21 protein-coding genes are annotated in these 22,762 nt (G+C 65.8%); 12 read left to right on the top strand and 9 right to left on the bottom strand.

Annotated features, from left to right (window positions below):
* The first annotated feature begins 162 nt into the window (after window positions 1–162).
* Window positions 163–1,083, top strand: coding sequence for a LysR substrate-binding domain-containing protein (locus tag AC1DN9_RS24065; protein ID WP_478104231.1), 921 nt, complete (start codon window positions 163–165; stop codon window positions 1,081–1,083).
* On the opposite strand, the gene AC1DN9_RS24060 is transcribed toward AC1DN9_RS24065, so the two are convergent.
* Window positions 1,019–1,750 (bottom strand): TetR/AcrR family transcriptional regulator, encoded by a 732-nt coding sequence (locus tag AC1DN9_RS24060; protein WP_478104230.1) that lies wholly within the window; start codon window positions 1,748–1,750, stop codon window positions 1,019–1,021. The two genes, AC1DN9_RS24065 and AC1DN9_RS24060, sit on opposite strands and share 65 nt — an antisense overlap.
* Before the next feature lie 136 nt (window positions 1,751–1,886).
* Here AC1DN9_RS24060 and AC1DN9_RS24055 point away from each other — a divergent pair, with 136 nt between their 5' ends.
* The 5 genes from AC1DN9_RS24055 to AC1DN9_RS24035 all read left to right on the top strand — a co-directional run bounded on the left by AC1DN9_RS24055 (window position 1,887) and on the right by AC1DN9_RS24035 (window position 8,735).
* Entirely contained in the window at window positions 1,887–2,909 is a 1,023-nt protein-coding gene (locus AC1DN9_RS24055) for an HlyD family secretion protein (protein WP_478104228.1), read from the top strand.
* Entirely contained in the window at window positions 2,909–4,705 is a 1,797-nt protein-coding gene (locus AC1DN9_RS24050; RefSeq protein WP_478104227.1) for an ATP-binding cassette domain-containing protein, read from the top strand. Before AC1DN9_RS24055 ends, AC1DN9_RS24050 begins: the two co-directional genes overlap by 1 nt.
* Window positions 4,702–5,856 carry an ABC transporter permease gene (locus tag AC1DN9_RS24045; protein WP_478104226.1) on the top strand — a complete coding sequence of 385 codons (1,155 nt, stop codon included), beginning with the start codon at window positions 4,702–4,704 and terminating at the stop codon, window positions 5,854–5,856. The genes AC1DN9_RS24050 and AC1DN9_RS24045 overlap by 4 nt, the downstream gene beginning before the upstream one ends.
* Before the next feature lie 5 nt (window positions 5,857–5,861).
* On the top strand, window positions 5,862–6,992 hold the full coding sequence (locus AC1DN9_RS24040; protein ID WP_478104224.1) for an ABC transporter permease: 1,131 nt from the start codon (window positions 5,862–5,864) through the stop codon (window positions 6,990–6,992).
* Window positions 6,993–7,226: 234 nt separating this feature from the next.
* Window positions 7,227–8,735: an efflux transporter outer membrane subunit gene (locus AC1DN9_RS24035; RefSeq protein ID WP_478104223.1), complete on the top strand. Its 1,509-nt coding sequence runs from the start codon at window positions 7,227–7,229 to the stop codon at window positions 8,733–8,735.
* An 18-nt stretch (window positions 8,736–8,753) separates the two neighbouring features.
* Here the strand turns inward: AC1DN9_RS24035 and AC1DN9_RS24030 are convergent, their stop codons facing one another.
* Window positions 8,754–10,577, bottom strand: coding sequence for a cytochrome c biogenesis protein DipZ (locus tag AC1DN9_RS24030; protein ID WP_478104222.1), 1,824 nt, complete (start codon window positions 10,575–10,577; stop codon window positions 8,754–8,756).
* 19 nt (window positions 10,578–10,596) lie between these two features.
* The gene (gene msrB, locus AC1DN9_RS24025) at window positions 10,597–11,103 is read right to left on the bottom strand and encodes a peptide-methionine (R)-S-oxide reductase MsrB (RefSeq protein WP_478104221.1); all 507 of its coding nucleotides are present in this window, start codon (window positions 11,101–11,103) and stop codon (window positions 10,597–10,599) included.
* A 347-nt stretch (window positions 11,104–11,450) separates the two neighbouring features.
* Between msrB and AC1DN9_RS24020 the strand changes: the two genes are divergently transcribed.
* The gene (locus AC1DN9_RS24020) at window positions 11,451–12,359 is read left to right on the top strand and encodes a hypothetical protein (protein WP_478104219.1); all 909 of its coding nucleotides are present in this window, start codon (window positions 11,451–11,453) and stop codon (window positions 12,357–12,359) included.
* A gap of 76 nt (window positions 12,360–12,435) precedes the next feature.
* On the opposite strand, the gene AC1DN9_RS24015 is transcribed toward AC1DN9_RS24020, so the two are convergent.
* A complete protein-coding gene (locus AC1DN9_RS24015; protein WP_478104218.1) occupies window positions 12,436–14,562 on the bottom strand; it encodes a PKD domain-containing protein in 2,127 nt (708 codons plus the stop codon).
* Between the two features lie 65 nt (window positions 14,563–14,627).
* Window positions 14,628–15,752 carry an AraC family transcriptional regulator ligand-binding domain-containing protein gene (locus AC1DN9_RS24010; protein ID WP_478104216.1) on the bottom strand — a complete coding sequence of 375 codons (1,125 nt, stop codon included), beginning with the start codon at window positions 15,750–15,752 and terminating at the stop codon, window positions 14,628–14,630.
* A 263-nt stretch (window positions 15,753–16,015) separates the two neighbouring features.
* Here AC1DN9_RS24010 and AC1DN9_RS24005 point away from each other — a divergent pair, with 263 nt between their 5' ends.
* From AC1DN9_RS24005 to AC1DN9_RS23995, 3 genes are all read left to right on the top strand, one after another.
* Window positions 16,016–16,408, top strand: a complete 393-nt coding sequence (locus tag AC1DN9_RS24005) for a hypothetical protein (RefSeq protein ID WP_478104215.1) — start codon at window positions 16,016–16,018, stop codon at window positions 16,406–16,408.
* A 160-nt stretch (window positions 16,409–16,568) separates the two neighbouring features.
* A complete protein-coding gene (locus tag AC1DN9_RS24000) occupies window positions 16,569–17,153 on the top strand; it encodes a murein L,D-transpeptidase catalytic domain-containing protein (RefSeq protein WP_478104214.1) in 585 nt (194 codons plus the stop codon).
* Window positions 17,154–17,158: 5 nt separating this feature from the next.
* Window positions 17,159–17,527: a hypothetical protein gene (locus tag AC1DN9_RS23995; protein WP_478104212.1), complete on the top strand. Its 369-nt coding sequence runs from the start codon at window positions 17,159–17,161 to the stop codon at window positions 17,525–17,527.
* A gap of 1 nt (window position 17,528) precedes the next feature.
* Here AC1DN9_RS23995 and AC1DN9_RS23990 read toward each other — a convergent pair whose 3' ends face one another.
* Complete coding sequence (locus AC1DN9_RS23990) at window positions 17,529–18,806, bottom strand: CynX/NimT family MFS transporter (RefSeq protein ID WP_478104211.1); 1,278 nt, start codon at window positions 18,804–18,806, stop codon at window positions 17,529–17,531.
* Window positions 18,807–18,925: 119 nt separating this feature from the next.
* Window positions 18,926–19,564 carry a hypothetical protein gene (locus tag AC1DN9_RS23985; protein WP_478104210.1) on the bottom strand — a complete coding sequence of 213 codons (639 nt, stop codon included), beginning with the start codon at window positions 19,562–19,564 and terminating at the stop codon, window positions 18,926–18,928.
* A gap of 175 nt (window positions 19,565–19,739) precedes the next feature.
* Between AC1DN9_RS23985 and AC1DN9_RS23980 the strand changes: the two genes are divergently transcribed.
* Window positions 19,740–20,021 carry a hypothetical protein gene (locus AC1DN9_RS23980; RefSeq protein WP_478104208.1) on the top strand — a complete coding sequence of 94 codons (282 nt, stop codon included), beginning with the start codon at window positions 19,740–19,742 and terminating at the stop codon, window positions 20,019–20,021.
* A 15-nt stretch (window positions 20,022–20,036) separates the two neighbouring features.
* On the opposite strand, the gene AC1DN9_RS23975 is transcribed toward AC1DN9_RS23980, so the two are convergent.
* On the bottom strand, window positions 20,037–21,587 hold the full coding sequence (locus AC1DN9_RS23975) for an MFS transporter (protein WP_478104207.1): 1,551 nt from the start codon (window positions 21,585–21,587) through the stop codon (window positions 20,037–20,039).
* Complete coding sequence (locus tag AC1DN9_RS23970) at window positions 21,584–22,090, bottom strand: MerR family transcriptional regulator (protein WP_478104206.1); 507 nt, start codon at window positions 22,088–22,090, stop codon at window positions 21,584–21,586. The genes AC1DN9_RS23975 and AC1DN9_RS23970 overlap by 4 nt, the downstream gene beginning before the upstream one ends.
* Before the next feature lie 124 nt (window positions 22,091–22,214).
* Between AC1DN9_RS23970 and AC1DN9_RS23965 the strand changes: the two genes are divergently transcribed.
* Window positions 22,215–22,616: a phage holin family protein gene (locus tag AC1DN9_RS23965; protein ID WP_478104205.1), complete on the top strand. Its 402-nt coding sequence runs from the start codon at window positions 22,215–22,217 to the stop codon at window positions 22,614–22,616.
* The last annotated feature ends 146 nt before the right edge of the window (window positions 22,617–22,762 follow it).

Raw genomic sequence — 22,762 nt, 5'->3', positions numbered from 1 at the left:
GAGGGTGAAGTGCTGAGGTTGGGCGTCATCGTAAGCGCGGGGCATCGCGAGCGCAAACGACGATTCGACACCCAGTTATGCGTTTCCTGCACTTCAAAGCACAATACGCCGGCACCGCCTCATTGGCTCCAGCCGTATTCAACTATGTAGGCTTCGCATACCATGCGCCGTAAGATCCCTTCGACCCAGGCCTTGATCTGCTTCGAGGCCGCCGCCCGCCATGAAAGCTACACGCGCGCCGCGCAGGAACTGGCGCTGACCCAGAGCGCCGTGTCGCGCCAGATCACCGCGCTGGAGGACTTCCTGGGCATGGCGCTGTTCCGCCGTACGCGCCACGGCGTCGCGCTCACGCCCGCCGGCGCCGACTACGCCCGCCAGATCGCGCGGCAACTCGACACCATGGAGCGCGACACGCTCGACGCAATGGCGCGGCAGGGCCAGGGCGGATCGTTCCAGCTCGCGGCGGTGCCGACCTTCGCGACGCGCTGGCTGATTCCGCGCCTGCCGAATTTCGCGGCGAAGCATCCGGACATCACGGTGCACATCGAGACGCGCACGCGTCCCTTTCTGTTCAACGACACGCCCTTCGATGCCGCGATCTATGCCGGCACGGCCTCTCAGACGGCCAACTGGGCCGGCACGCAATCCACGGTATTGCTCAACGAGGATGTCGTGCCCGTGTGCAGTCCCGCCCTGTTCGCAGGCCGCAAGCCGCTATCGCCCGCTGCGGTGGCGAGGATGCCGCTGCTGCAACAGAGCACGCGCCCCGACGGCTGGCGCCAGTGGTTCGACGCGCAGCACGTCGACGCGCCGCGTGCCCACAGCGGTCCGCGCTACGAACTGTTCTCGATGCTGGCGATTGCCGCTGCGCACGGCCTCGGTGTAGCCCTGATCCCGAGCATGCTGATCGAGGCGGAATTGGCGCGCGGTGAATTGGTCGTGGCCTGCGACCGTCCGCTGCGCGGTGAGCGAAGCTACTACCTGGTGATGCCCGCCACGCAGGACGAACGACCCGCGCTCACGCTTTTTCGCGCGTGGCTGCTCGCGCAGGCGGGCGCTCCGGGCGATCCGGGTTCTTCTTAGCCTTCCCTTTCGTCTTGGCGCTTGTCTGCTGCGCACGCGCCATCGCTTCCAGCCCGGCCATCACGTAGCACATGAGCTCCTCGGGCAGCCCGTCGCTTTCTCTTCCAAGCGCCGGCAACAATTTTTCCGGAATCTCCTTCGGCACGACCATGATGGCGAGACAAGGCAGCAATGCAAAGATCAGCCCGCGCTGAACGGTGGGGTGTTCCGGCGGCAGCCCCATCGCGCTGCTGACCAGCCCCAGCATGAAGCCTGCCTTCGGGCGGATGGCCTTCTCGATCAGTGCAGGCATTGCGACCGATGGCGTCATGACCTCACGCAGCACAACGCGAAATCCCCACGGCGCTGCAGCACGCGTCGCGAGCCGGACGAGATGCTTGAGCACCGTGCGCAGCTTCAACACCGGGTCGTCGATGTCTCCCGCCACCGCCACCAGGTCCTCGAGGCCGACCACCTGCTGATGCGCCGCGATGAGCACAGCTTCGTACAAGCCGTCGCGGCTGCCGAAGTGATAGTTGACCGACGCCAGCGGCGTGCCGGCGCGCTCGCAGATTTCCTTGCTGGTGGCCTCGGCGTACCCGCGTTCGGCAAAGACCTGCCCCGCGGTTTCGATCAGAAGCAGGCGCGTCGCGTCGCCGTCGGGCCGCGGCGCACGCCTGGCAGGCATCGTGGATCGCTTCTTCGCTGTCGCTCGCATCTGGTAACCCTGAGCACAATATGGCAGTTTGAATTGGAATTCAAATTCGATATGATCGAGTCTACTTCATCGACTGCAGACCGTCACGGGGGCCGCAAGAGAGACCATGAACAAGAAGCCGATCATCGTGGGCGCCATCGTCCTGCTCGTGGGCGCCGCTTTCGCCGCGTGGTACTTCAACCGCCAGCCGTCCGATCCGCACAAGCTCGTGCTGTACGGCAACGTCGACCTTCGACAGGTGTCGCTCGCCTTCAACGGCAGCGAGCGCATCGCCCGGCTGAACGTGCAGGAAGGCGATCGCGTCAAGGCCGGCCAGGTGCTCGGCGAGCTCGACACACGCACGCTGCAACTGCAGGCCGCGCAGGCCGAGGCGCAGATCGCCGCGCAGACGCAGGTGCTGCAACGGTTGAAGACCGGCAGCCGGCCGGAGGAAGTCGCCCAGTCCCGCGCCCAGGTCGCCGCCGCCCAGGCCGATGCCGAACTGGCTCGGCAGCAGCTCGAGCGCCTGCAATCCATCCGCCAGACCACCGCGGGCCGTGCCGTGAGCCAGCAGGATCTCGATGCCGCCCAGGCTCGCCGGAAAGTCGCGCAGGCTCAACTGGAAAACGCACGCAAGGCGCAGCAGCTCGTCGTGACCGGACCACGCAAGGAAGACATCGCGCAGGCGCAGGCGCAACTCGACGTCGCGGTCGCGGCCCTCGCGGTGCTCAAGCACCAGCTCCAGGAAGCACAACTCAAGGCGCCGATCGACGCCGTGGTGCGTGCGCGGCTGATGGAACCGGGCGACATGGCATCACCGCAGCGCCCGGTCTTCACGCTTGCCATCACCGATCCCAAATGGGTCCGCGCCTACGTGACGGAAGCCGACCTCGGCCGCATCAGGCCCGGGATGGCGGCGACGCTGAGCACCGACAGCCATCCGGGCCAGCCCTTGCAGGGCAGGGTCGGCTACATCTCCTCGGTTGCGGAGTTCACACCCAAGACCGTACAGACCGAGGAACTGCGCAGCAGCCTCGTCTACGAGATCCGCGTGCTGGCCGACGACCCCGACGACCGCCTGCGGCTCGGCATGCCGGTCACTGTGCGCCTTGCGCTCGACGGCAGCGCCGACGCGGGGAGCAAGCCCTGATGGAAGCCGCCGCGCCAGCGCTTGCGGGTCGCGGCCTGCACAAGCGCTTCGAGGTCAAGGGGGCGCCTGAAACGGTCCGCGCGCTCGACGACGTCTCGCTCGAAGTGCCATCCGGCAAGCTCACCGCGCTGGTCGGCCCCGACGGCGCGGGCAAGACCACGCTGCTGCGCCTCGCCGCCGGCCTGATGCGCGCCGACCAGGGATCGATGGACGTGCTCGGCATCGACGTGGCGAAGGATCCTCAATCGGTTCAGGACCGAATCAGCTACATGCCGCAGCGCTTCGGCCTCTATGAAGACCTGAGCGTGCAGGAGAACCTCGACCTTTATGCGGATCTGCACGGTGTGAGCAAGGCGCAGCGGCGCGAACGCTACGCGCGCCTGATGGAAATGACCGACCTGGGCCGATTCACGTCGCGCCTCGCCGGCAAGCTCTCGGGCGGCATGAAACAGAAGCTCGGCCTCGCCTGCACGCTGGTGCGCTCGCCCGCCCTGCTGCTGCTCGACGAGCCTACGGTCGGCGTCGATCCGCTCTCGCGGCGCGAACTGTGGGAGATCGTGCAGGAGTTGGTCGACGACGAGCACCTGTCGGTCATCGTGAGCACCGCCTACCTCGACGAGGCCGAGCGCTGCGCGCAAGTCTTCGTGCTGCAAGGCGGCAAGCTGATCGCGCAAGGCGCACCCGCGCAAATACGCGACAACGCGAAGGACCTCTGCTACGTCACGACACCGCCTCGCGGCACGGCCCCGCGCACCTTGCAGGCCCGTTTGCTCGATGCGCCCGCGTCGATCATCGATGCCGTTCCGCAAGGCGGCGAAGTGCGATTCATCCGTCGGCCCGACGCAGATGCCGAGTCCGTGAGGACGCTGCTCGACGGCGCGCCCGCCGAGCGCGTGCCCGCGCGTCTCGAAGACGGCTTCATGGTGCTGCTGCGCGCACGACAAAAGGCCACGACCGATACGACCGCAACCACCGCACACGCAGCCACCGAAACCGCACCCCGCGCCGCCGACACCCAGGAAGTCGTCATCCAGGTGAAGGACCTCGTTCGCAAGTTCGGCGACTTCACCGCCGTCGCGAGCACCAGTTTCGATGTGCGGCGCGGCGAGATCTTCGGGCTGCTCGGTCCCAACGGCGCGGGCAAGACGACCACTTTCCGCATGCTCTGCGGACTGCTGCCGGCCAGCAGCGGCTTCCTGCAAGTGGCCGGCATGAACCTGCGCACCGCGCGCGCGCAGGCGCGCGGAAGGATCGGCTACGTCGCGCAGAAGTTTGCGCTCTATGGCAACCTCACCGTCGCCGAGAACCTGCAGTTCTTCGGCGGCGCCTACGGATTGCGCGGCGAGCGCCTGCGCGAGCGCATGCAGACGGTGCTGCAACAGTTCGACCTGCTCGGCCAGGAACACGCGACCAGCGGCCAGTTGCCCGGCGGCTTCAAGCAGCGCCTCGCCATGGCCACCGGCCTGCTCCACGAGCCGGAGATCCTCTTCCTCGACGAGCCCACCAGCGGCACTGATCCGCTGGCGCGGCGCGAATTCTGGCGCCGCATCACCGCGCTGGCCGAGGCGGGCGTGACGGTGATCATCACCACCCATTTCATGGAAGAGGCGGAGTATTGCGACCGCATCGTGATCCAGGATGCGGGCAAGCTGCTTGCCATCGGCACACCACAGCAAGTGCGCGTGCAGGCCGGCAGTGCGCCGGACAGCCGTCTCAGCATGGAGGAGGCCTTCATCGACATCGTCACGCAGGCGCGCGGCTCTGCGGCTGCGCCGGCGCACGGAGCACCGGCATGACGACGCCCGCGCCGGCCACTGCGACGCACAGCCGCTTCTGGCAACGATTGATCGCGCTCACGCGCAAGGAGACGCGGCAGCTCGTGCGCGATCCGAGCAGCCTCGCCATCGGCATCCTGCTGCCCATCATCCTCATCCTCATCTTCGGCTACGGCCTCTCGCTCGACGTGAAGAACGCGCCGATGGCCGTGGTGCTCGAAGACACCTCGCCCACCGCCGCGCAGGCCGTGGCCGGGCTCCAGCTCACGCCCTACATCTCGCCCGTCATGCTCACCTCCATGCACGAGGCCGAAGCGCTGATGGGCCAGCGCAAGGTCGACGGCATCGTGCGCGTGCCCGCGGACTTCTCGCGTCGGCTCGCAGCCGGCGACGCAAGCATCCAGGTGATCGTGCACGGCGCCGATGCGAACAAGGCCGGCATCGTGCTGCGCTACGCGAGCGCCGCCCTCGCGCAGAACGCGCTGCGCCTCGCCGAACGAAGCCCCGGCGCGACATCCGGCGTCGGCTCGGTGACCATCGAACAACGACTCTGGTTCAACAGCGCCAACACCAGCACCTGGTATCTGGTGCCGGGCCTGATCGTGCTCATCATGACGCTGGTCGGCGCGTTCCTCACGGCGCTGGTGATGGCGCGCGAATGGGAACGCGGCACGCTGGAGGCGCTGTTCGTCACGCCGGTTCGGCCGGTGGAGATCCTGTTGGCGAAGATCATTCCGTATTTCGGCATCGGCATGGTCGGGCTGCTGCTGTGCCTCGTCGCGGCGCGCTTCCTGTTCGAGGTGCCGATGTACGGTTCACTGGCCGCCATCGTCGTCAGCGCGATGCTCTACCTGCTGGTGGCGGTGGGCGTGGGCCTCGTCATATCGTCCGTCACGCGCAACCAGTTTCTCGCGAGCCAGGTCGCGCTGATTTCGAGCTTCCTTCCGTCGCTGATGCTGTCGGGCTTTCTCTTCGACTTGCGCAACGTGCCGACCGTCATACGCATCGTGGGCCACGCGCTGCCGGCGACCTATTTCATGGAGCTGGTCCGCACCCTCTTCCTCGCGGGCGACGTGTGGTCGCTGGTTTTCAGGAACTGCGCGATCCTCATTGCCTACGCGGTGGTGCTGCTGACCGTCGCACGCCTCGTCACGCGCAAAAGTCTTGACTGAAGATCATGAACGGCTCATTCCTCGACTTCGTACGGCGCGTCGCCCACCTCTGCCGCAAGGAATTGCTGGCGATCCTCAAGGATCCATCCAGCCGCGTGATCCTGATCGTGCCGGCGCTGATGCAAAGCCTGCTCTTCGGCTATGCCGCGACCTACGACCTGAGCCACGTCGACTACGCCCTGCTCGACCAGAGCCACAGCGGCGCATCGACCGCGCTCATCGCCAAGCTCGACGGCACAGGCGTCTTCCACCGTGCCGCAACGCTCACGTCGCCGAACGAGATCGCGCCCATCGTCAACGCGCAGGATGCACTGGTCGTGATCCAGATCGGCCCGCAGTTCGAGCAGCAGCTCAACGCGGGCGAGCAGGCGCCGATCCAGGTCATCATCGATGCGCGCAACTCCAACACTGCGGGCTCGGCGTCGGGCTTCGTCAATTCGGTCGTGACGGCCTTCAACGACGAATGGCGCCAGCGGCACGGCGGTCTTCAAGCACCCGTGTCGATCGAGTCGCGTGCGTGGTTCAACCCCAATCTGGAGACGCGCTGGAACTTCATGCCCGGCATGATCGCCGCGCTCAGCATGATCCAGACGCTGCTTCTGACCGCACTCTCGGTGGCGCGCGAGCGGGAGCAAGGCACCTTCGACCAACTGCTCGTGACGCCGCTGTCACCCACCGAGATCATGATCGGCAAGGCCATTCCGCCGGTGATGATCGGGCTCACGCAGTCAACCCTCGTGCTGCTCATCACGCTGCTGTGGTTCAGGGTGCCGATGGCGGGCTCCTTCGTCACGCTCTACATCGGGCTGTCGTTCTTCACCATCGCGAGCGTGGGCATCGGGCTGTCGATCTCGGCGGTGTCGGCCAACATGCAGCAGGCCATGCTCTACACCTTCGTGCTGATCATGCCGATGATGCTGCTGTCGGGCCTGACCACGCCGGTGAGCAACATGCCGCGCGTGCTGCAGATCGCGACGCTGGCCAATCCGCTGCGCTTTGCCATCGACCTCGTGCAGCGCGTCTATCTGGAAGGCGTCGGGCTGATGGCCGTCTGGCACAACCTGGTTCCGCTTTTCGTCATCGCGGCCATCACGCTGCCGCTGGCTGCATGGCTGTTCCGCCATCGACTGGTATGACTCGCCCCCAGGTTGGCTCACTTCGTGTAGCCGCCCACCCCCTGCCGGGGGCAATCCCGGCGGCCCGGCGAAGCCGGTTCCGCGGGGGTCAAAGCTCTCCCCCAGCCTCGCCCACTTCGTGTGGCTCGGGCACCCCCTTCCGGGGGCAATCCCAGCGGCCCGGCGAAGCCGGTTCCGCGGGATTCCTGGAATCGGGCGTGCTGCGCCCGTCTCGATGCTGTTGAAAGGCAAACCATGAAGACTTCGCTTTACTCCCGTCATGGCATGACATGCCTGGTCGCCATGCTTGTTGCCGCATCCCTCTCCGGCTGCGCCGTCGGGCCCGATTTCAAGTCGCAGACGCCCGAAGCCCCTGCGAATTTTTCCGAGTGGCACGGCGGGTCGCCGGAGTTGATCGACCCGCAACTCGGCAAGCCCTCCTCTGCTGCGGCGCCGGTCGGCTGGTCGGTGTTCGGTGATCCGGTGCTCGACGCACTGGAAGCGCGCGCGCTCGGTGCCAATCAGGACTTGCAGACTGCCGCCCTTCGCTTCGCGCAAAGTCGCGCGCAGCTGGCGGTGGTCGATTCGCAAAAGGGCATCCAGGTGAACGCCAACGCCGCCGCGACACGGCTGCGCGCGAGCGAGGACGGCGAGACGACGCGGCTGCTCGACGCGCTGGGTCCGATCAACCGCGAACAATTGATCCGGGTGCTCAGCGAGCCGCACAATTTCTATCAGGCCGGCTTCGATGCGTCCTGGGAGCTGGACCTCTGGGGCCGTGTGCGGCGCGCGGTGGAGAGTGCCGACGCCAATGTCGCAGCTTCGCAAGCGATGCTCTCGCAAGTGCTGCTCAGCGTGCAGGCCGAGGTGGCGCGCCACTACTTCGAGCTGCGCGCGGCGCAGCGGCAGATCCGGCTGGCGCGCAGCGACATCGCGGCGGCAGAAGAAACGCTGGAGCTCGTCAAGGCCCGCGCCGACGCCGGCCTGACGACGGACCTCGACACGACGCGCCAGAGCGCGCAAGCCGCCGACCTGCGCTCGCATCTGCCGCCACTCCTCGCGCAGGAGGCGCAGGCCGTCAACCAGATCACGCTGCTGCTGGGCGAACGTCCCGGCGCGCTTCGCGCCCAACTGGCACCGCAGGCCGATGTGATGAAGGCGGCGGCACTGCCCGATCTTTCGCTGGGACTGCCATCGGAAGTGGCGCTGCGCCGGCCCGACATCCAGATCGCAGAGGCCCAACTGCATGCGGCCACCGCGAACATCGGCGTCGCGGTTGCGGACCTGTATCCGCGCATCACGCTGGGTGCGAGCTTCGGCTTCCAGGCGGTGGACAACGGCAGCTTCGGCGAATGGGGAAGCCGCCAGTGGTCGATCGGGCCGAGCCTGCAGCTCCCGATCTTCGACAACGGTCGTCGACGCTCGACCATCACCGTGCGCGAGTTGCAGCAGCAGGAAGCCGCCGTCGCCTACCAGCAGACGGTGCTCAAGGCATGGCACGAGATCGACGACGCACTGAGTGCCTACACGGCGGAACGTCAACGCAATGCGCAACTGGCGGTGAGGGAGCGCAGCAGCCACGATGCGTTGCAGCTTGCGCAGGTGCGCTACGACCACGGGCTCACCGACTTTCTGGTGCAGCTCGACGCGCAACGCACGTGGTTGCAGGCGCAGAGGGACTACACGGAGAGCACGAGCCGGTTGGCGTTGGGGTTGGTGGCTGTGTCGAAGGCGTTGGGCGGCGCGGGAGATGGCGGAGGCTGACCTTGCGCAGGTCCGACCTCATCCGAATGTGAACGCAAACGCTTCCGCGCCGGCGTCGAGGAATTCGATGTCGAAGCGGCGGTTCGTCACACGACCTTGCTGCCGCACAAGTTGGTAGAGGCGTTGTTCGGCCACGATGCCGTTTCCCTGCGCGTCGACGTCCGCGCCGTGATCGGCGCCCGGCGGCTTGCCGTCGATCAGGATGCGGAAACGGACGGGCTTGCCATCCTTGCCCGGCCCCAACACCAGGTGCAGATCGCGCGCATGGAATTGGTAGCTGATGCGGCCGCCGCTGCGATCGAGCACGGCGCTTTGTCCGCCGACTTCCCATTCGCCGGCCAGCGCCCACTGGTTCGACTTCAAATTGGGCTGCGTCGAGTACGTACTCGCCTTGTCACGCGTGAAGCCACCCGAAGACGCGAAATTCTCTGCACGGTCGTAGCCGATGTAGGTCTCCGGTGACTGGACATTGGCGTCGTCCGCGGCCGCCTGCGCGCCGGTGGCATTCACCTTCACGAGGTCGCCCGTCACCACGCTCGATCCGGCTTCCGCCAGCAGCTGCTGAATGACTTGCTCGGACTCGTCGTACTCACCCTCACCAAAGTGGTGATGACGGATGTTGCCCTTCGCATCGATGAAGTAGTGGGCCGGCCAGTACTGGTTGTTGAACGCGCGCCAGATCGCATAGTCGTTGTCGATTGCGACCGGATAGTCGACCTTCAGCTCCTTCACGGCCTTCTTGACGTTGCCGACGTCCTTCTCGAACGCGAACTCCGGTGCGTGCACGCCGATGACCACCAGGCCCTTGTCCTTGTACTTTTCCGACCAGGCACGCACATAGGGCAGCGCGCGCAGGCAGTTGATGCACGAGTAGGTCCAGAAGTCGACCAGCACGACCTTGCCGCGCAGTTGCTCGGTCGTCAGCGGTTCCGAGTTGAGCCACTGCACGGCGCCGTCCAGCGGTGCCATCACGCCCTCTACGGGAAGATCGGCAGCGCCCGCGGTCTTCATCGCCTGTCCAGACGACATCATGGCGTTCGAGCCGCTCATCATCACCGTCGAGTCCGTGCCGGTGACCACATTGGATTCGACGGCCGCCGTATTCGGCGCGGGTCGCGCCTTGTCGACGAGCGCCTGCTCCAACCTGGAAGTGCTTGCCAGCGACACCTGCGCCAGTACCCCCGTATCCAGTCCGAGCGAGATCGCAACCACGCCGCAGAGCAATGCGACGCCAATGCCGCGGCGAATCCATTCGCCAGCGCCAAGTGACCGCTTCATCGCATTGAACAAACGGCCACCAACGAGCAACGCGCCCGCCAGCGATGTTGCGGCGCCTGCCGCATAGGCAAGCAGCAGCAGCGATGTCTGTGCACTTGCGCCGTTGAGCGCCGCGCCGGTCAGCACCAGGCCGAGGATCGGACCCGCGCACGGGGCCCAGAGCAAACCGGTGGCGACACCCAGGAGCAGAGAGGGGACGATGGATGAAGAGCCGCCCTCCGATGCGCCACGGGACGCGGACGCGGACAGCCGGGATCCCCAGGCGACCAATGGGCGCGTCGCATGCTCCGCCAACTTCGGAAACAGCAGCATGAGCCCGAATGCCGCCATCAACACGATCGCCACCCAGCGCCCGTACTGGTTGGCCTGCACGGCCCATCCGCCACCGACTGCGGCCAGCGACGCGACGGCCGCAAAGGTCAACGCCATTCCCGCCAGAAGCGGCAGACCACTCTTCAGGAAGGGCTGATCGCCCCGCGCGAACACGAACGGAAGGACCGGAAGAATGCAGGGGCTGAGGATGGTCAGCACACCGCCCAGGTAAGCGACGAGGAACAGGACCACGGCGTTTCGCTTTGACCAATCAGGCCGCACCCGGCGTGAACTTGAGCGCCAGGCCGTTCATGCAATACCGCAGTCCGGTTGGCTTCGGGCCGTCATCGAAGACGTGGCCCAAGTGCCCTCCGCAGCGGCGGCAATGCACCTCCGTGCGAACCATGCCGAACGTCTTGTCCTGGGTCTCTCCGACGGCGTTCGGCAAAGGCTGCCAGAAGCTCGGCCAGCCTGTCCTGCTGTCGAATTTCGTCTTCGAGGAAAACGCGTCGAGGCTGCAACCCGCACACGAGAAGATGCCTTCGCGGTGTTCGTCGTTCAGTGGACTGGAATACGGACGCTCGGTGCCCTCCTTGCGCAAGACTTCGTACTGATTGGGCGTCAAGAGCTTGCGCCACTCTTCGTCGGTGTGGGTCACTTCGAATTTGCCCTCCGCGGCCACCGCGAGCCGCGGAGTCCAGCCGAGTGCGTTGGCAATGGCCAAGCCCAGCGTGGATGTACCCGCAACGAGGGCAAAGCGTCTTCCGTGGGTGGTCATGGCAAGTCCCTTTCTAGGGTTTGGACGAAAGCATCTGCGAGGTAGTTCGGATGCGATCGTCCGGCGGTTACAGCCGTCGCGGCCAATTGCATGGCCGCTTCCACCGCAGCAGTGTCGTAGTACTCCATGAAGTCGACTTCAAGAGGTTTCAGAGAACCGCCTACACACCTTGGCTGGTTGCGCCCTCATGATGCTCCAGCCCCACTGCTGGTTCAACTCTTGCTTCGGCCCAACCGTCGCGCGACCATGGGTTCGCTTGTGAGTCGGGTTTCGGTCAGATACATTCGTTTGAAACACAGTGACGACATCATCGAGGGGGGCCCAATGAACTTTGATGGCACGGACAAGTGAAACACTACGCTCTCGTTCATCTCGAGTACGGCTCCCACAGCCGTGAGTTGTCCATGGCGTTGCTGGCCAAGTTTCGCCAGACGCTGGAGTCGCACGGCAATCAGGTGTCGCTGTTGATCGTCGACAACAGCAGGCGCGAGGGAGAAGAGCGCTACACCGGCCATGGCTTCGAGGCCGTGCGTGTCGCTGCGGGAGACAACTCCAATCGGGAGTTCAGCGGATGGGATGCGGGCGTGGCGGATGTGCTGTCGCGAGGCAAGGCGCCTGACGTCTGGATCTTCACCAATGACACGGTGGCGAGTCGCCACGGCTGGAGCAATCAGCGCGCCGCCCGCTTCTGCCTCGAAGCCGAATGGCTGAGTCCGCATGTCGGACCCTGGATGCTCGGCGAAGTCACCGATTGCGCGAGACCCGGGGAGACGCCGCTGGGTCCGATGCTGCAGTGGATATCGACCTATGCCTTTGCGATGAACCACACACTGCTTCAACGTTTGGGCACGCTTTCGCCGGGCAATGAATTGCTGGATTCCTTCTTCCATGACAGCTATGAGCCGGCGCACAAATTGTTCCGGGACCACCTCGATCCGGACTTCTTCGGCGGCGCACAGGCCTGGTTGATCGCGGACCCGGAAGAGTCCGCCGAGCGGGCCCGCAAGTACAAGTGGGCGCACGCTTGGCACGGCGCAACGGAGCTGAATGCGGACACATTCGACGCCCTGCGCGCAAAGATGCGCTGCGTGATGTCGGAGACCTTCCTGAGCCAGCGCGCACGGCAGGCCGGCGCGGAATTCCGGTCTCCCTACGACGCTTCCAACGGGCGCGCGCGCATTCGCCGGACGGCGCACTACATCCTGGACAAGATCTCCGAAAAGCTCATTCTTCGTCGAATGCGGAGAACGACGTAGGCCCCGGGGACGCTTACAGCTCTTTTTCTCGATGGCGATCCGAATCCGATGCGACAGATTCGGATCGCCATTCTCGTCACGGCACTGAAGTCTGGGAAGACGCCGAATTGCCCGCGCCGTCCCACGCAGTGACCTGGACGATGCCGTTGCGGGGCAGCCGGTTGCACACCACGGTCAGGCCCTGAGGCGTTTGTCCGTCCGGGCACGTCCAGCGGGCCGCCAGCAATTGGCCCTGGCCGCCGTCCGGCCTGAGGCTCAACTCTGTCTTGCTGGTATCGACGTCCGAAACGACCGCGTTGATCGCAACGGAAAACGCCGGAAGGATCGTGAGCGTCTGGCTCCAGGAGCGGGAATTCCCCGTGGTGTTGTCGGTGACCTTGGCCGTCACCTTGTAGGAGCCGGGTGTCGTGAAGGCATGAGACAGACGATCCTGGCTGTTCGACGTGACGGAACCGGAGTTGTCGCCGAAGTCCCAGGCGATGGGGCTCAACACATGGTTGGTCTGCTTGTAGTTGCTCTGGGGTTGCGCTGTGGAGCCGTAGAAGCTGATGCTCGTCGGGGTCGATGCGATTTGGGTCGAATAGAACTGGATGCCGGGCAGGTTGCCCACTGAACTGTCGTAGACAGCATGGACAACGTCCTTCGTCGACTTGACCTTGAAGCCGAGTGCGGCCGCGTTGGCATAGGCACCATCTGCGGTGAGCTGAGCCAGATCGGGACCGACGTTGTATTTCGCGAAATCGCTCGAACCGAACTGAAGGGTGGTGTAGTCGCTTGGCGACCAGTTGTATCCCAGGAAGTCGCCCGACAGTCCGACCACGTTGACCGACTGCGCATCGAGCACTTCGCTCCGAACGGTGTCATTGACTTCCGCAAAGGCCTCGCCAGGGTTGCTGATGTAGAGCAGCGGACCAATCCTCAGTGCCGTCGTGTAGGTGCCGAGTGAAGTCGGCCCGCTACCGGCGACCGAGCAATTGCCGACGCACCAGGGCGCCGACAGTGCGCGGGGGACGGAACAGTTGCCGCCCAGAACTGCATTGCAGCTAGGTCCGCCCAGACCGGCTGCCGGCGCGTTGTACTTCATCAGGCTGAGCAGGCCCTGATTCTCCGCGGAGCTACCCACCGTGACATTGGGAATCAGCGTTTCGGAGCTTCCGAGGGTGTCGCTCTTCAGGGGAGCCGCCTGCGCCATGGCCAGGCGCAGGGCATTGAGAACGTACTGTCCCTGGTAACTCACTTCCGCATAGTCGGCGTTCGTACCCGGCGACTCCTGCCGGCCCAGGGTTCCAGATCCGACGACGCTGGTCCCCCCGATGGTGATGTCCATCTGCTTGCGGACATAGCCGGGCACATCGGCCGAGAAGCCTTGCGTGACCGCGCCATTGAATGCACGGAATTCGTCCGGGTGATTGGGGATGCTGACGTACAGCGCGTTGGTGGCGCCTGTGCCGGGATCACGCGCCCACAGAACAGGCATCCTCGCGTCGACAGCGAAGCCGTCGACATGGTCCGTGCCCTGGCCGTTCTGCCAGATGATGGAGCCGATGTCGCCGTTCGCAGTCCAGAGTTCCGATGTCTTGAGGTTGGACGCGGCGGTGTCTACCGCCTGCACCACGGCATCGTGGACCTTTTTGAGGTAGGTCTTGTTCGCGGGACTCATGACTCCCCAGATACCGACCAAAGTTGGTGTAGCGTGCGAGTGCGTCGTCGAGACCATCACCGCCGAGCGGTCGACCTTGAAACCGTGATCGGACAGCTTTTTCGCAGCATCCACGCGCGAGCCGAACTGGCCATTGCCCACGTCGGCGTCCTGGTACTCGGCGAACCAGCCGGTGCTGTCGACAACCGCGAAGGCAACCGCCTTGTCACCCTTGGCGACCACGAAGGCGCGCACCTCGAGCGGGTCGTTGCTGATCTGAATCGCGGGCTTATTGGAATCCGAGTATCCGCCCACGTACACGGGGGCGTCGGGCGCAATGCTGACCGTGGCCGCACCGACCTGGAACAAGGCATTGGGTGACGGTTCGGGCGTAGTAGGCGTGGTGGGCAGCGTGACCGGCACGGTGGGCGAAGCGGGCGCATCCGCCGGGTGCGATGCGGCGGGGGACGTGGGCAACGCGTTGCCCACCGGACTACCGCTGCCACCTCCACAACCGGCGAACAACGCCATCACCACACAACCTATCCAGGTTGTTTTTCTCATCTTGTGTCTCCAGGTAGTTACTCGTTCAACGCGGACTTGTCTTCGATGGACCGCGTTCGAGAACTCTAGGGGTGACGCGACTGACGCTCCAAGACATCTGGTGCCAGCGTTTTTGCCTTTGGCGACATGGCCTGGGTTGGCTCGACAGGCACGGCCAACCCGGCGTCGACCCAGCGTTGCAAGTCGCGGGGACCGATACCGAACCAGCGCTGCACCGCTCGACTGAGGACCGCGCCATCCGCATAGCCGAGGTCTTCGGCGATCTCGCCCAACGTGAGCGAACGTTCGATCTGGTTCGATCGCCGGTCGGCCAGCCGGCGCAGCAATCTCTGCTTGCGGCTGGCATCGACCAACGCGCTGAAACTGGTGTGCTCCTCGGTCAGCCGGCGGGCAATCGTGCGGCGCGAAAGCCCGAGTTGCTCGGCAATCTGGTCCAGCTTGTAGTTCGTTGGCGGCCCGGTTCGGAAGAGTTGCTCTATGTGCGAGCTGATCGAGGCCGACCAGCCTTGCTGGCGCTCTGCCTCTTCGCACGCTTGCCAGGCGAGGAGGCGATCCGGCCCCGAGGCGGTGGGCAGCGCCATGGTGGCCAGCGAATTGGGAAACGACAGATAAGGCCAGCCCGCGCTCTTCGCGACCGAGATGCCCTGTTCGGCCCAGACGCGCGTGGTGCGGGCCATCGAGCCTGGCAGATGCAACTTCATGGCCCGGGATGCGCCGCCACACAGGTCCCGTATCGACTTGCAGAGCATGGCCAGCAGGAATTCCAGGGTAAAGCGCTCGACGTCGCCCAACGACACCAGGGGGCGCACGTGCAACTCGATGTGCTGGCCGCGCTGCCGGAGCCGAAGATTCAAGACGGCGAGGCGAAGCGGCGCGAAGCGCACCAGCCCGTCGAGCGCCTGGCGCAGGTCGGACGAACTCACCATCAGGTAAGCCAGGGCGCCATGCGAAATCAGCGGCACCCGCCGTCCCAGTCGCATGGCGAGCCCTTGGCTCGGCGCCATCCGATCGAGACCCAGCATGACGCCGCGCCAGACGGCCAATGACACCGGGGCGTCATTCCGGACCAGCTGGGTCACGTTCAGCCCGGACGGTGTCGGAGAGGCGCCAAGGTCAATGCCCTCCGCCGCAGCCGCCGCGACGAGCAGCCGCAAATAGACGGGATGCACCTGGGGCAGGTTGAGATCCAACGAGTGGGCCTGAGGCGCCGCTGCGGATGGAAGGGTTGGGCTTTCGGCCGGTTCGAAGGACACAAGAAGGTAGCTGCGCGTCTGCCGGGGCCTCGAACAAGAGGCGACGCCCGGAAGGTTTGTCTCAACCTTCAAGAATGCCTGAGACGGGCCGCGCGGACCCCCTCCTTGTAGGAGGGCTCCGACACACGAGGCTCTCGAAATCGGGCATTGCCGCTCACCTGGATGCGGCGTATCGTGGCGGCATCTCGAAGGAGGGCCCCATGCCTTCACGAAGGAGCACTACAGGCACGGAGACAAGCGGCATGCCGCCGATGCCCATGAGTGCATTGAGCTATCCGGAAGCAGCAGAGACACCGCTGTCGGATGCCGAGCTGTGCGAACGGGCGGTGCTGGCGATCTGGCACAGCCTGGATGAGCATGACCTCGTGGACGAGCATGTTCGGGCCGACCTGGCGGCCGTCCTCGAACCGCTGATCGCTCTTGGTTTCGGGGGCCGTCCGCAGCGATTGATCAACATCCTGAGGTTGCCGGACCCGATCGATCCTTCCCAGCTCTATTGGCTCACTCGCCGCCTCCTGACGCTCGTGCCCGAACTGCAAGCCGCAGCGACTGCGCTCTCCAGTCCGGACCATCCGCCCGCGCGCCTTGCTTGAAGACTTGCGGACGGCACGGGACAGGCGTCAAATGCCGTGCCCGTGGTCGCCGTCGCGCCCGCGTGCGACCCGTCGGGCTCAGGTCCGGCGGGTTGTGGACGTCGATCTGCAAGTGAGGTGTCGTATGAAAAGACGATGGCTGCTTCAGACAATGCTCTGCATGCCACTCGGGCTGGGCGCCGGAGGCGTGAGGCTGGCCCTCGCACAGACCGAGCGTTCGCCGCTGGTCGAGTCCGCCATTGCCTACGTGCTGGCGCAAGACTCCGAGCATTCCTACGCCGCCGTGCTGGACTATTCGACGCGATCCAACCTGCCGCGCTTTCACGTGATCGAGCGGGCGACGGGTGCCGTCGTTCACAGCTTCGTCGTGGCGCACGGCATCGGTTCGGAGCCCGACGGGTTCGACGGAGTACCCAGCGTTTTCCTGGACGAGGTCGACAGCAATGCGAGCAGCCTCGGCCTGTTCAAGACCGATGAGGTCTACATGAGCCCCACGGAGGGGAACGGCCTCTCCATGCGTTTGCGCGGTCTCTCACCGACGAACAGGAATGCATACAAGCGACTGATCGTGATCCACGCGCAGTCGTACGTCGAGCCCGAGATGATCGCGGCGCTCGGCGTCGCAGGCAGGAGCGACGGATGCATGGTCTTTTCGTCCGCCGACCGTGACACGGTCATCGAGCTTCTGCGCGGCGGCGCACTCATCTATGCGGTGGCCGCGTCCCCGGGCACATCGGCGGATTAGTCCGGATGACACTGAACTATCTGGACTTCGACTACAGCGAAGACACCGAAGGCGTCGGCGTGTTCGAAGCAATGGCCACCGTCGGCCCGCAGCAGGTCGAAGCGGTCCATGCAGAGATCGAGCAAGTGCTTGCCTGGGCGCACGACGCTTTTCGCGGCCGCCGTGGCGCGGTCGGCGATGGCGGGGAGTGGGACTACGACCTGCAGGGCATGCAGGAGGTGACGGTGCCGGAGACGCTCGAATTCGACGAGGACGCGCGCAAGCTGCGCGTGCGTAGCGGCCCAGCGGGTACGCCACGGCACACGTTCACGATGGCCATCAGCGGCACGCCGGACTTTTGCGCGGCCTTCCGGGAGCGGTACGAGCTGGATTGACTCAGGCGCTGCGATGGCCCCGCAGCACGACCATCCGCCGCCCTGCGCCCCAACCGCTCCAGGCCATGCCCGCCGCCAGGACGACCATCAGCATCGCGGACGATTGAAAGCCACCCGTCCAACCGCGCAGCAGCCCTGCGATGAGCGGCCCCGCGCTGGCAAGCACGTAGCCCCAACCCTGCGCCATGGCCGAGAGCCGCGCCGTCACGTTTGCATCGGGCGAACGCATCACGATCAGGCTCAGCGCCAGCGCGAAGGCACCACCCTGCCCGCAGCCCAGCAGCACGGCCCAGAACCAGACCCCGCTCAGCGGTGCGAAGAGGAAAGCCAGCATCGACGCGAGGATGATCGCCGTGATGCCAAGCGTCAGGCCGCGCTGGTCGCGGCAGCGCGCAGCAATCGAGGGCGTCACGAGGCAGGTCGCCAGTTGGACGAGGATGGACACGCCGAGCACGTAGCCGGCCGTCGCGCTGTCGAGTCCGCGCTCGCGCAGCATGGGCGCCAGCCATCCCATGACGATGTAGGCCAGTGACGACTGGAGTCCCATGAAGCAGGTGACCTGCCAAGCCAGCGGGTCGCGCCGCAGGCTGCCGACATGCACGCTCGCATGCGCCGGGCGCGGACGCGCCGCCAGGGCCTGCGGCGCCCAGAGCAGCACGACAAGCCCGGCCGGCAGCGCCCAGAATGCCAGCGCCGAAGTCCAGGCTCCCCCGAAAAGCTGCTCCAGCGGAACAGTGAACGCGGCGGCGCTCGATGCGCCCGCACACACCGCCAGCGTGTAGAAGCCCGTCATCATCGCGGCGTGACTGCCGAAGTCGCGCTTGACCAGACCCGGCAGCAGCACGTTGCCCACCGCGATGCCCGCGCCCCCGAGCGCCGACGCGAAGAACAGCATCGGCAGACTTCCGGTGCCCCGCAACAGCGATCCGACGCAGATGAAGAGCAGCGCACCGAGCAAAGTGCGCTCCGGACCGAAGCGCCGGACCAACGCCGGCGTCGGCGCCGCGAAAACCCCCAGGCACAGCAGCGGCAGCGTGGTGAGCATGCTGGCGCCGGCCGGCGTCAGTCTGGTGTCCTTCATGACTTCGGGCAGCAGCACCGAGAGGCTGCCGAACAGCGGGCGCAGATTGAACGCGATCAGAATCAGGCTCAGGGCGAGCAATACCTGCCGCGCACGTGTCTGTGGCTGGGCCTGGAAAGACTGGGAAACGGGAGGCGTGGCGTCGACACCGAGAAGGTCGTCCGCGCGGGAGCCGGACGCTCGGGCTGGTTGAGACATTTGCTTTGGATTTGGGGAATGCGAGGCGAAAGGACTGTAGCCGGATCACCCGAGCGGCACCGTCCGTCGAGAAGTAGTCCGCGTCCGCGTGCGGGACAAGCCCCCTGCCGCTCACCCATTCAGGCCGCTTCGAGTTCGCGGAAGCAGGCCATCATCGCCGTCAGCGCGGGCGCCTTGACCGAACCGCGACGCCAATCCGGCGCTTCATGGTCCATGTGGGCGCAGAGGTCGTCCCAGGCTTCGGCAAGCGCGGCCCATTCGGCCACGCCGGGCTCGCCCACGCGCGTCGCCAGCACCGGCAACGCCTGCCGCAGCGCCGGCACCTGTTCGATCAGCAGTCGGCAACGCCGGAAGGCGTTCGCGTCGCGCGGCAGATCGCGCGGCGTGCCCCGGTAGTCACGCGGGCGCACGCCGGTCAGCAGCACGAACAGCGCGAGACTGGCCGGTCCGTGCTCGCCCGCGGCGAGCCAGCGCAGCGAATGAGGGTCGAGACGCAACGCATCTCGACCGAGCTGCGCCCGCACGCGCTCGATGGCGGCGGGGGATTCCTGCCGGCGAAGGCGCGCCAGCGCATCGGGCAGCCCGATGACGGCGGTCGCGTCCAGCATGCGTGCCACCCCGGCGTCCAACACCTCGCTGTCGTCCGCTTGCCTCAGCAGCCGAAGAAATTCCACCAGCGGCATGTGGCCGTACACGATCCTGCACCCCTCGCGCATCAGGATTCGATAGCTCGCATGCTCACTGGACGGTAGGGTCACTCCGCTCTATCGGCAGGAAGTCGGCCGGAGAACAGGGTGGCGCCTGGATTTTTTGGGTCCCGGCGGAGCGGGCTCACGGTTTTCGGTGATGGCGCAGTGCGGCCGATGTTTGTATCGTTTCGGGTTCCGCGCCCGGCGGGTCCCTCACAAGAAGCTATCTGGAGTTGGAAGTCCCATGCAGCCTGAAGTCGAGATCACCCAACGCGGCGAAAAGCAATTCGACGCGCAAGTAGGGATCGGCGACGGAAGCCCTCACTACGTGCGCGAGGGCCTGGCCTCCATTGCCCACTGCCTCCACGAGGCCGCCATCGTGCTGGGCACCGAGTTTCACTTCGCGACCGTCATCTACGAGCGCAAGCGCATCGGCAGCTACCCGGTCGCGGTCATGGCGCACCGCGCGGCGGACGTCGCCGAGGAACTCCTGCTGAAACTGTCGAACCGCCGCGTCGCCGCCTGAGGCGATCGCGCGGCCTCAGTCGATCTCGCGCTGCCAGGCCGCGTACACGCCGGCTACGAGCGCGATCACCGCAATCACATGGAAGCCGTCGAGCGAGGCCATGAAGGTCGCCTGCTGGTCGAGCATGCGCGACAGGCTCGCGACCGCCATCGCGTGCGCTTCGCCCATCGCGTGTCCGCTCGCCTGGAAGCCGCGCGTCAGCATGTCAAGCGACTGCATGAAAGCGGGGTTGGACGCGCTCGAAGATTCGGCCAGACGCGTGCCGTGCAGCGCGACGCGATGCTGCTGCAGCGCAATGACGCTCGCCGTCGCGAACGAGATGGCCAGTTGCCGCACCAGGTTCTTCAGGCGATAGCTGTGCGCGAAGTCGTCGGCCTCGAATGACCGGAAGGTGATGCCCGCCACCGGCAGGACCACGAACAGCATCATGAGTCCGCGCAGCAGCAGCGGCGCCGCCAGTTGCAGGCGGCCGACCTCGGGCGACATCTGCGCAAACCACAGGGCCGCCGTCGCCGCGATGCCGAAGCCCGGCACGATGAGCCACTTCTTGCGCGTCACTCGCGACGAGTACTTCAGGTAGACGAAGACCAGCAGCCCGCTCACCAGCGACATCGCACCCGTGAAATAGCCCGTGTCGCCGACGGTGAAGCCGAGCCCGCCTTCCATCAGCCGCGGCAGCAGGTAGCTGAAGCCGGTCGACATGTAGTAGTAGACGACGTAGAGCGCCAGCCCCACCTGGAAGGTCCGTTGCCTCAGCGCCTGCAAACGAACGAGCGGCGCCGGATGCTGCCACTGCTGGTATGCGAACCAGCCGAGCCCCGCCACGCCGGCAATGGCCAGGCCGATCAAGGTGGGCGAGCCGGAGAAGAGTTCGTAGTGCGTGCGCGTGAGCACGACCTGCAATGCCGCCTGCGCGAGCGCGAAGACCACGTAGGCCACGTGGTGCGGCTCGGTGCGCTCGTGCGGTGCGACATCGCCGATGTCAGGCACCGTCCACAGTGCCAGGACGCCGGTGAGCACGGCGACCGGTGCCGTGCAGAAGAAGAGCGAACGCCACTCGAAGTGCGTGACGAGGAAGGCGCCGATGATCGGCGCGAGCGCGCCGCTGAACACGATGAGCACCATGAAGGCCCGCAGCGACTTGGCGCGCCGCTGCGCGGGGATGCCGATCTGGATCAGGATGCGGCACGCGCCCAGCATGGGCCCGACGAAGTAGCCCTGGAAGCCCCGGGCCAGCATCAGCTGGATCGAGTTCTCGCTCAGCGCCGCGCAGACGCCGCCGGCGGCGAAGGCGAACATGGCGATCGCCAGGTAGCGGCGATAGCCCACGCGCTCTACCCAGCTGTGTTGCTGCAGGATGCCGAGCACCGCGCCCAGCGCGTAGGCACTCGAGGCCCAGATCAGTTCGTCGGCCGACGCGCTGATACCGCCCGCGATGTAGCTCGCGAAGAAGGCAAACAGTGCGTTGTCGAAGTAGTCGATCCCGGTCACGAGCCCGATGACCCAGGGGGCGAGCGCGGCGATGTCCATGTCGCGCCGGGGCGATGCGGACACGGGCGTGCTCATGGGCCAGGCTTTCGCCGGCCATTGCGGGCCGGCGCGGAGGGGTCGCGCTTGAGTTCCTCCAGCGCCGCCTCGATCGGCTCGCCGGTCAGCCTTCGTTCCACGTAGTCGATGTCGCGGCGCAATTGCGCCTGCAGGGTGGCGGCTTCCTTCAGTTCGCGCCGCACCTGCGCGACGCGGGCGTCGAGCGCTTCAAGTTGCGTGACCAGCGTCGCCTTCAGGGTCTTGAGGGACCCATTGGACAGCCGGGGACGACCGCCCTCTGCCGGCGCCTCGAAAGGCTGCTGGATCATGGCCGTGATCGCCGTGAGCGAGAAACCCAGCGATCGCAGGCGCAGCACGCGCGCGAGCTTGTCGAGATCGGAGGCCTCGTAGAGGCGGTAGCGGCTCTCGCTGCGGATCGGAACCACGATGCCGAGCTCTTCGTAGTACTTGAGCGTGCGAGCCGTCACCCCGAGACGGGCCGCGGCGTCGCGGACGGTGATGGTTCCTTTGGGATCGGCCATGTCGGCGATTCTACCTCAACGTGTACGTTCACGTATATGTTTGAATTTGACCGCGGCAGGCAGTCGGCGCCCGCGCCCGCCGATATGATGATCCGGTCCATCATCGACCTGAGAGTCTTCCGACATGCTGAATTCCTTGACCCCTTTCCTGATCACCTGGGCGATCACCGCGCTTTCGCTGTGGGTGGCCAGCCACCTCTTCAAGGGGATCCAATTCGAAAGCGCCTCGTCGCTGGTGATCTCGGCGCTCCTGCTCGGCTTCGCGAACGCCATCGTCCGGCCGCTGCTCATCATCCTGACCTTGCCGTTGACGCTGATCACCTTCGGCCTCTTCATCCTCGTCATCAATGCGCTGATGATCCTGCTGGTGTCGGCACTGGTGCGTGGATTCAAGGTGTCCGGGTTCTGGACGGCCTTGTTCGCGAGCATCTTCATCTCGCTGCTGAGCATCTGCATCGGCGCGATGATCAGCGGCGGCACGCCGGAGACGACCATCCAGATGCCGTCGGACGGCAAGTGGCTTTAGGGCCTGTTCACACTACTTCCGGGGTCGCGAAGGTATGCCAGGACGGGCCAATCAAGGCGCGCGACGCCGCATGTGCGTTGGCACATGCAAGGAGCGCAACGCCGAGTGGCCCGTCCTGGCATACCTTCCCTTCGGGTTGCCGTGCA

The sequence above is a fragment of the Variovorax sp. 05L425 genome, from assembly GCF_056397705.1.
The sequence above is the reverse complement of the archived record's forward strand: the minus strand, read 5'-3'. Positions and strand labels throughout refer to the sequence as shown.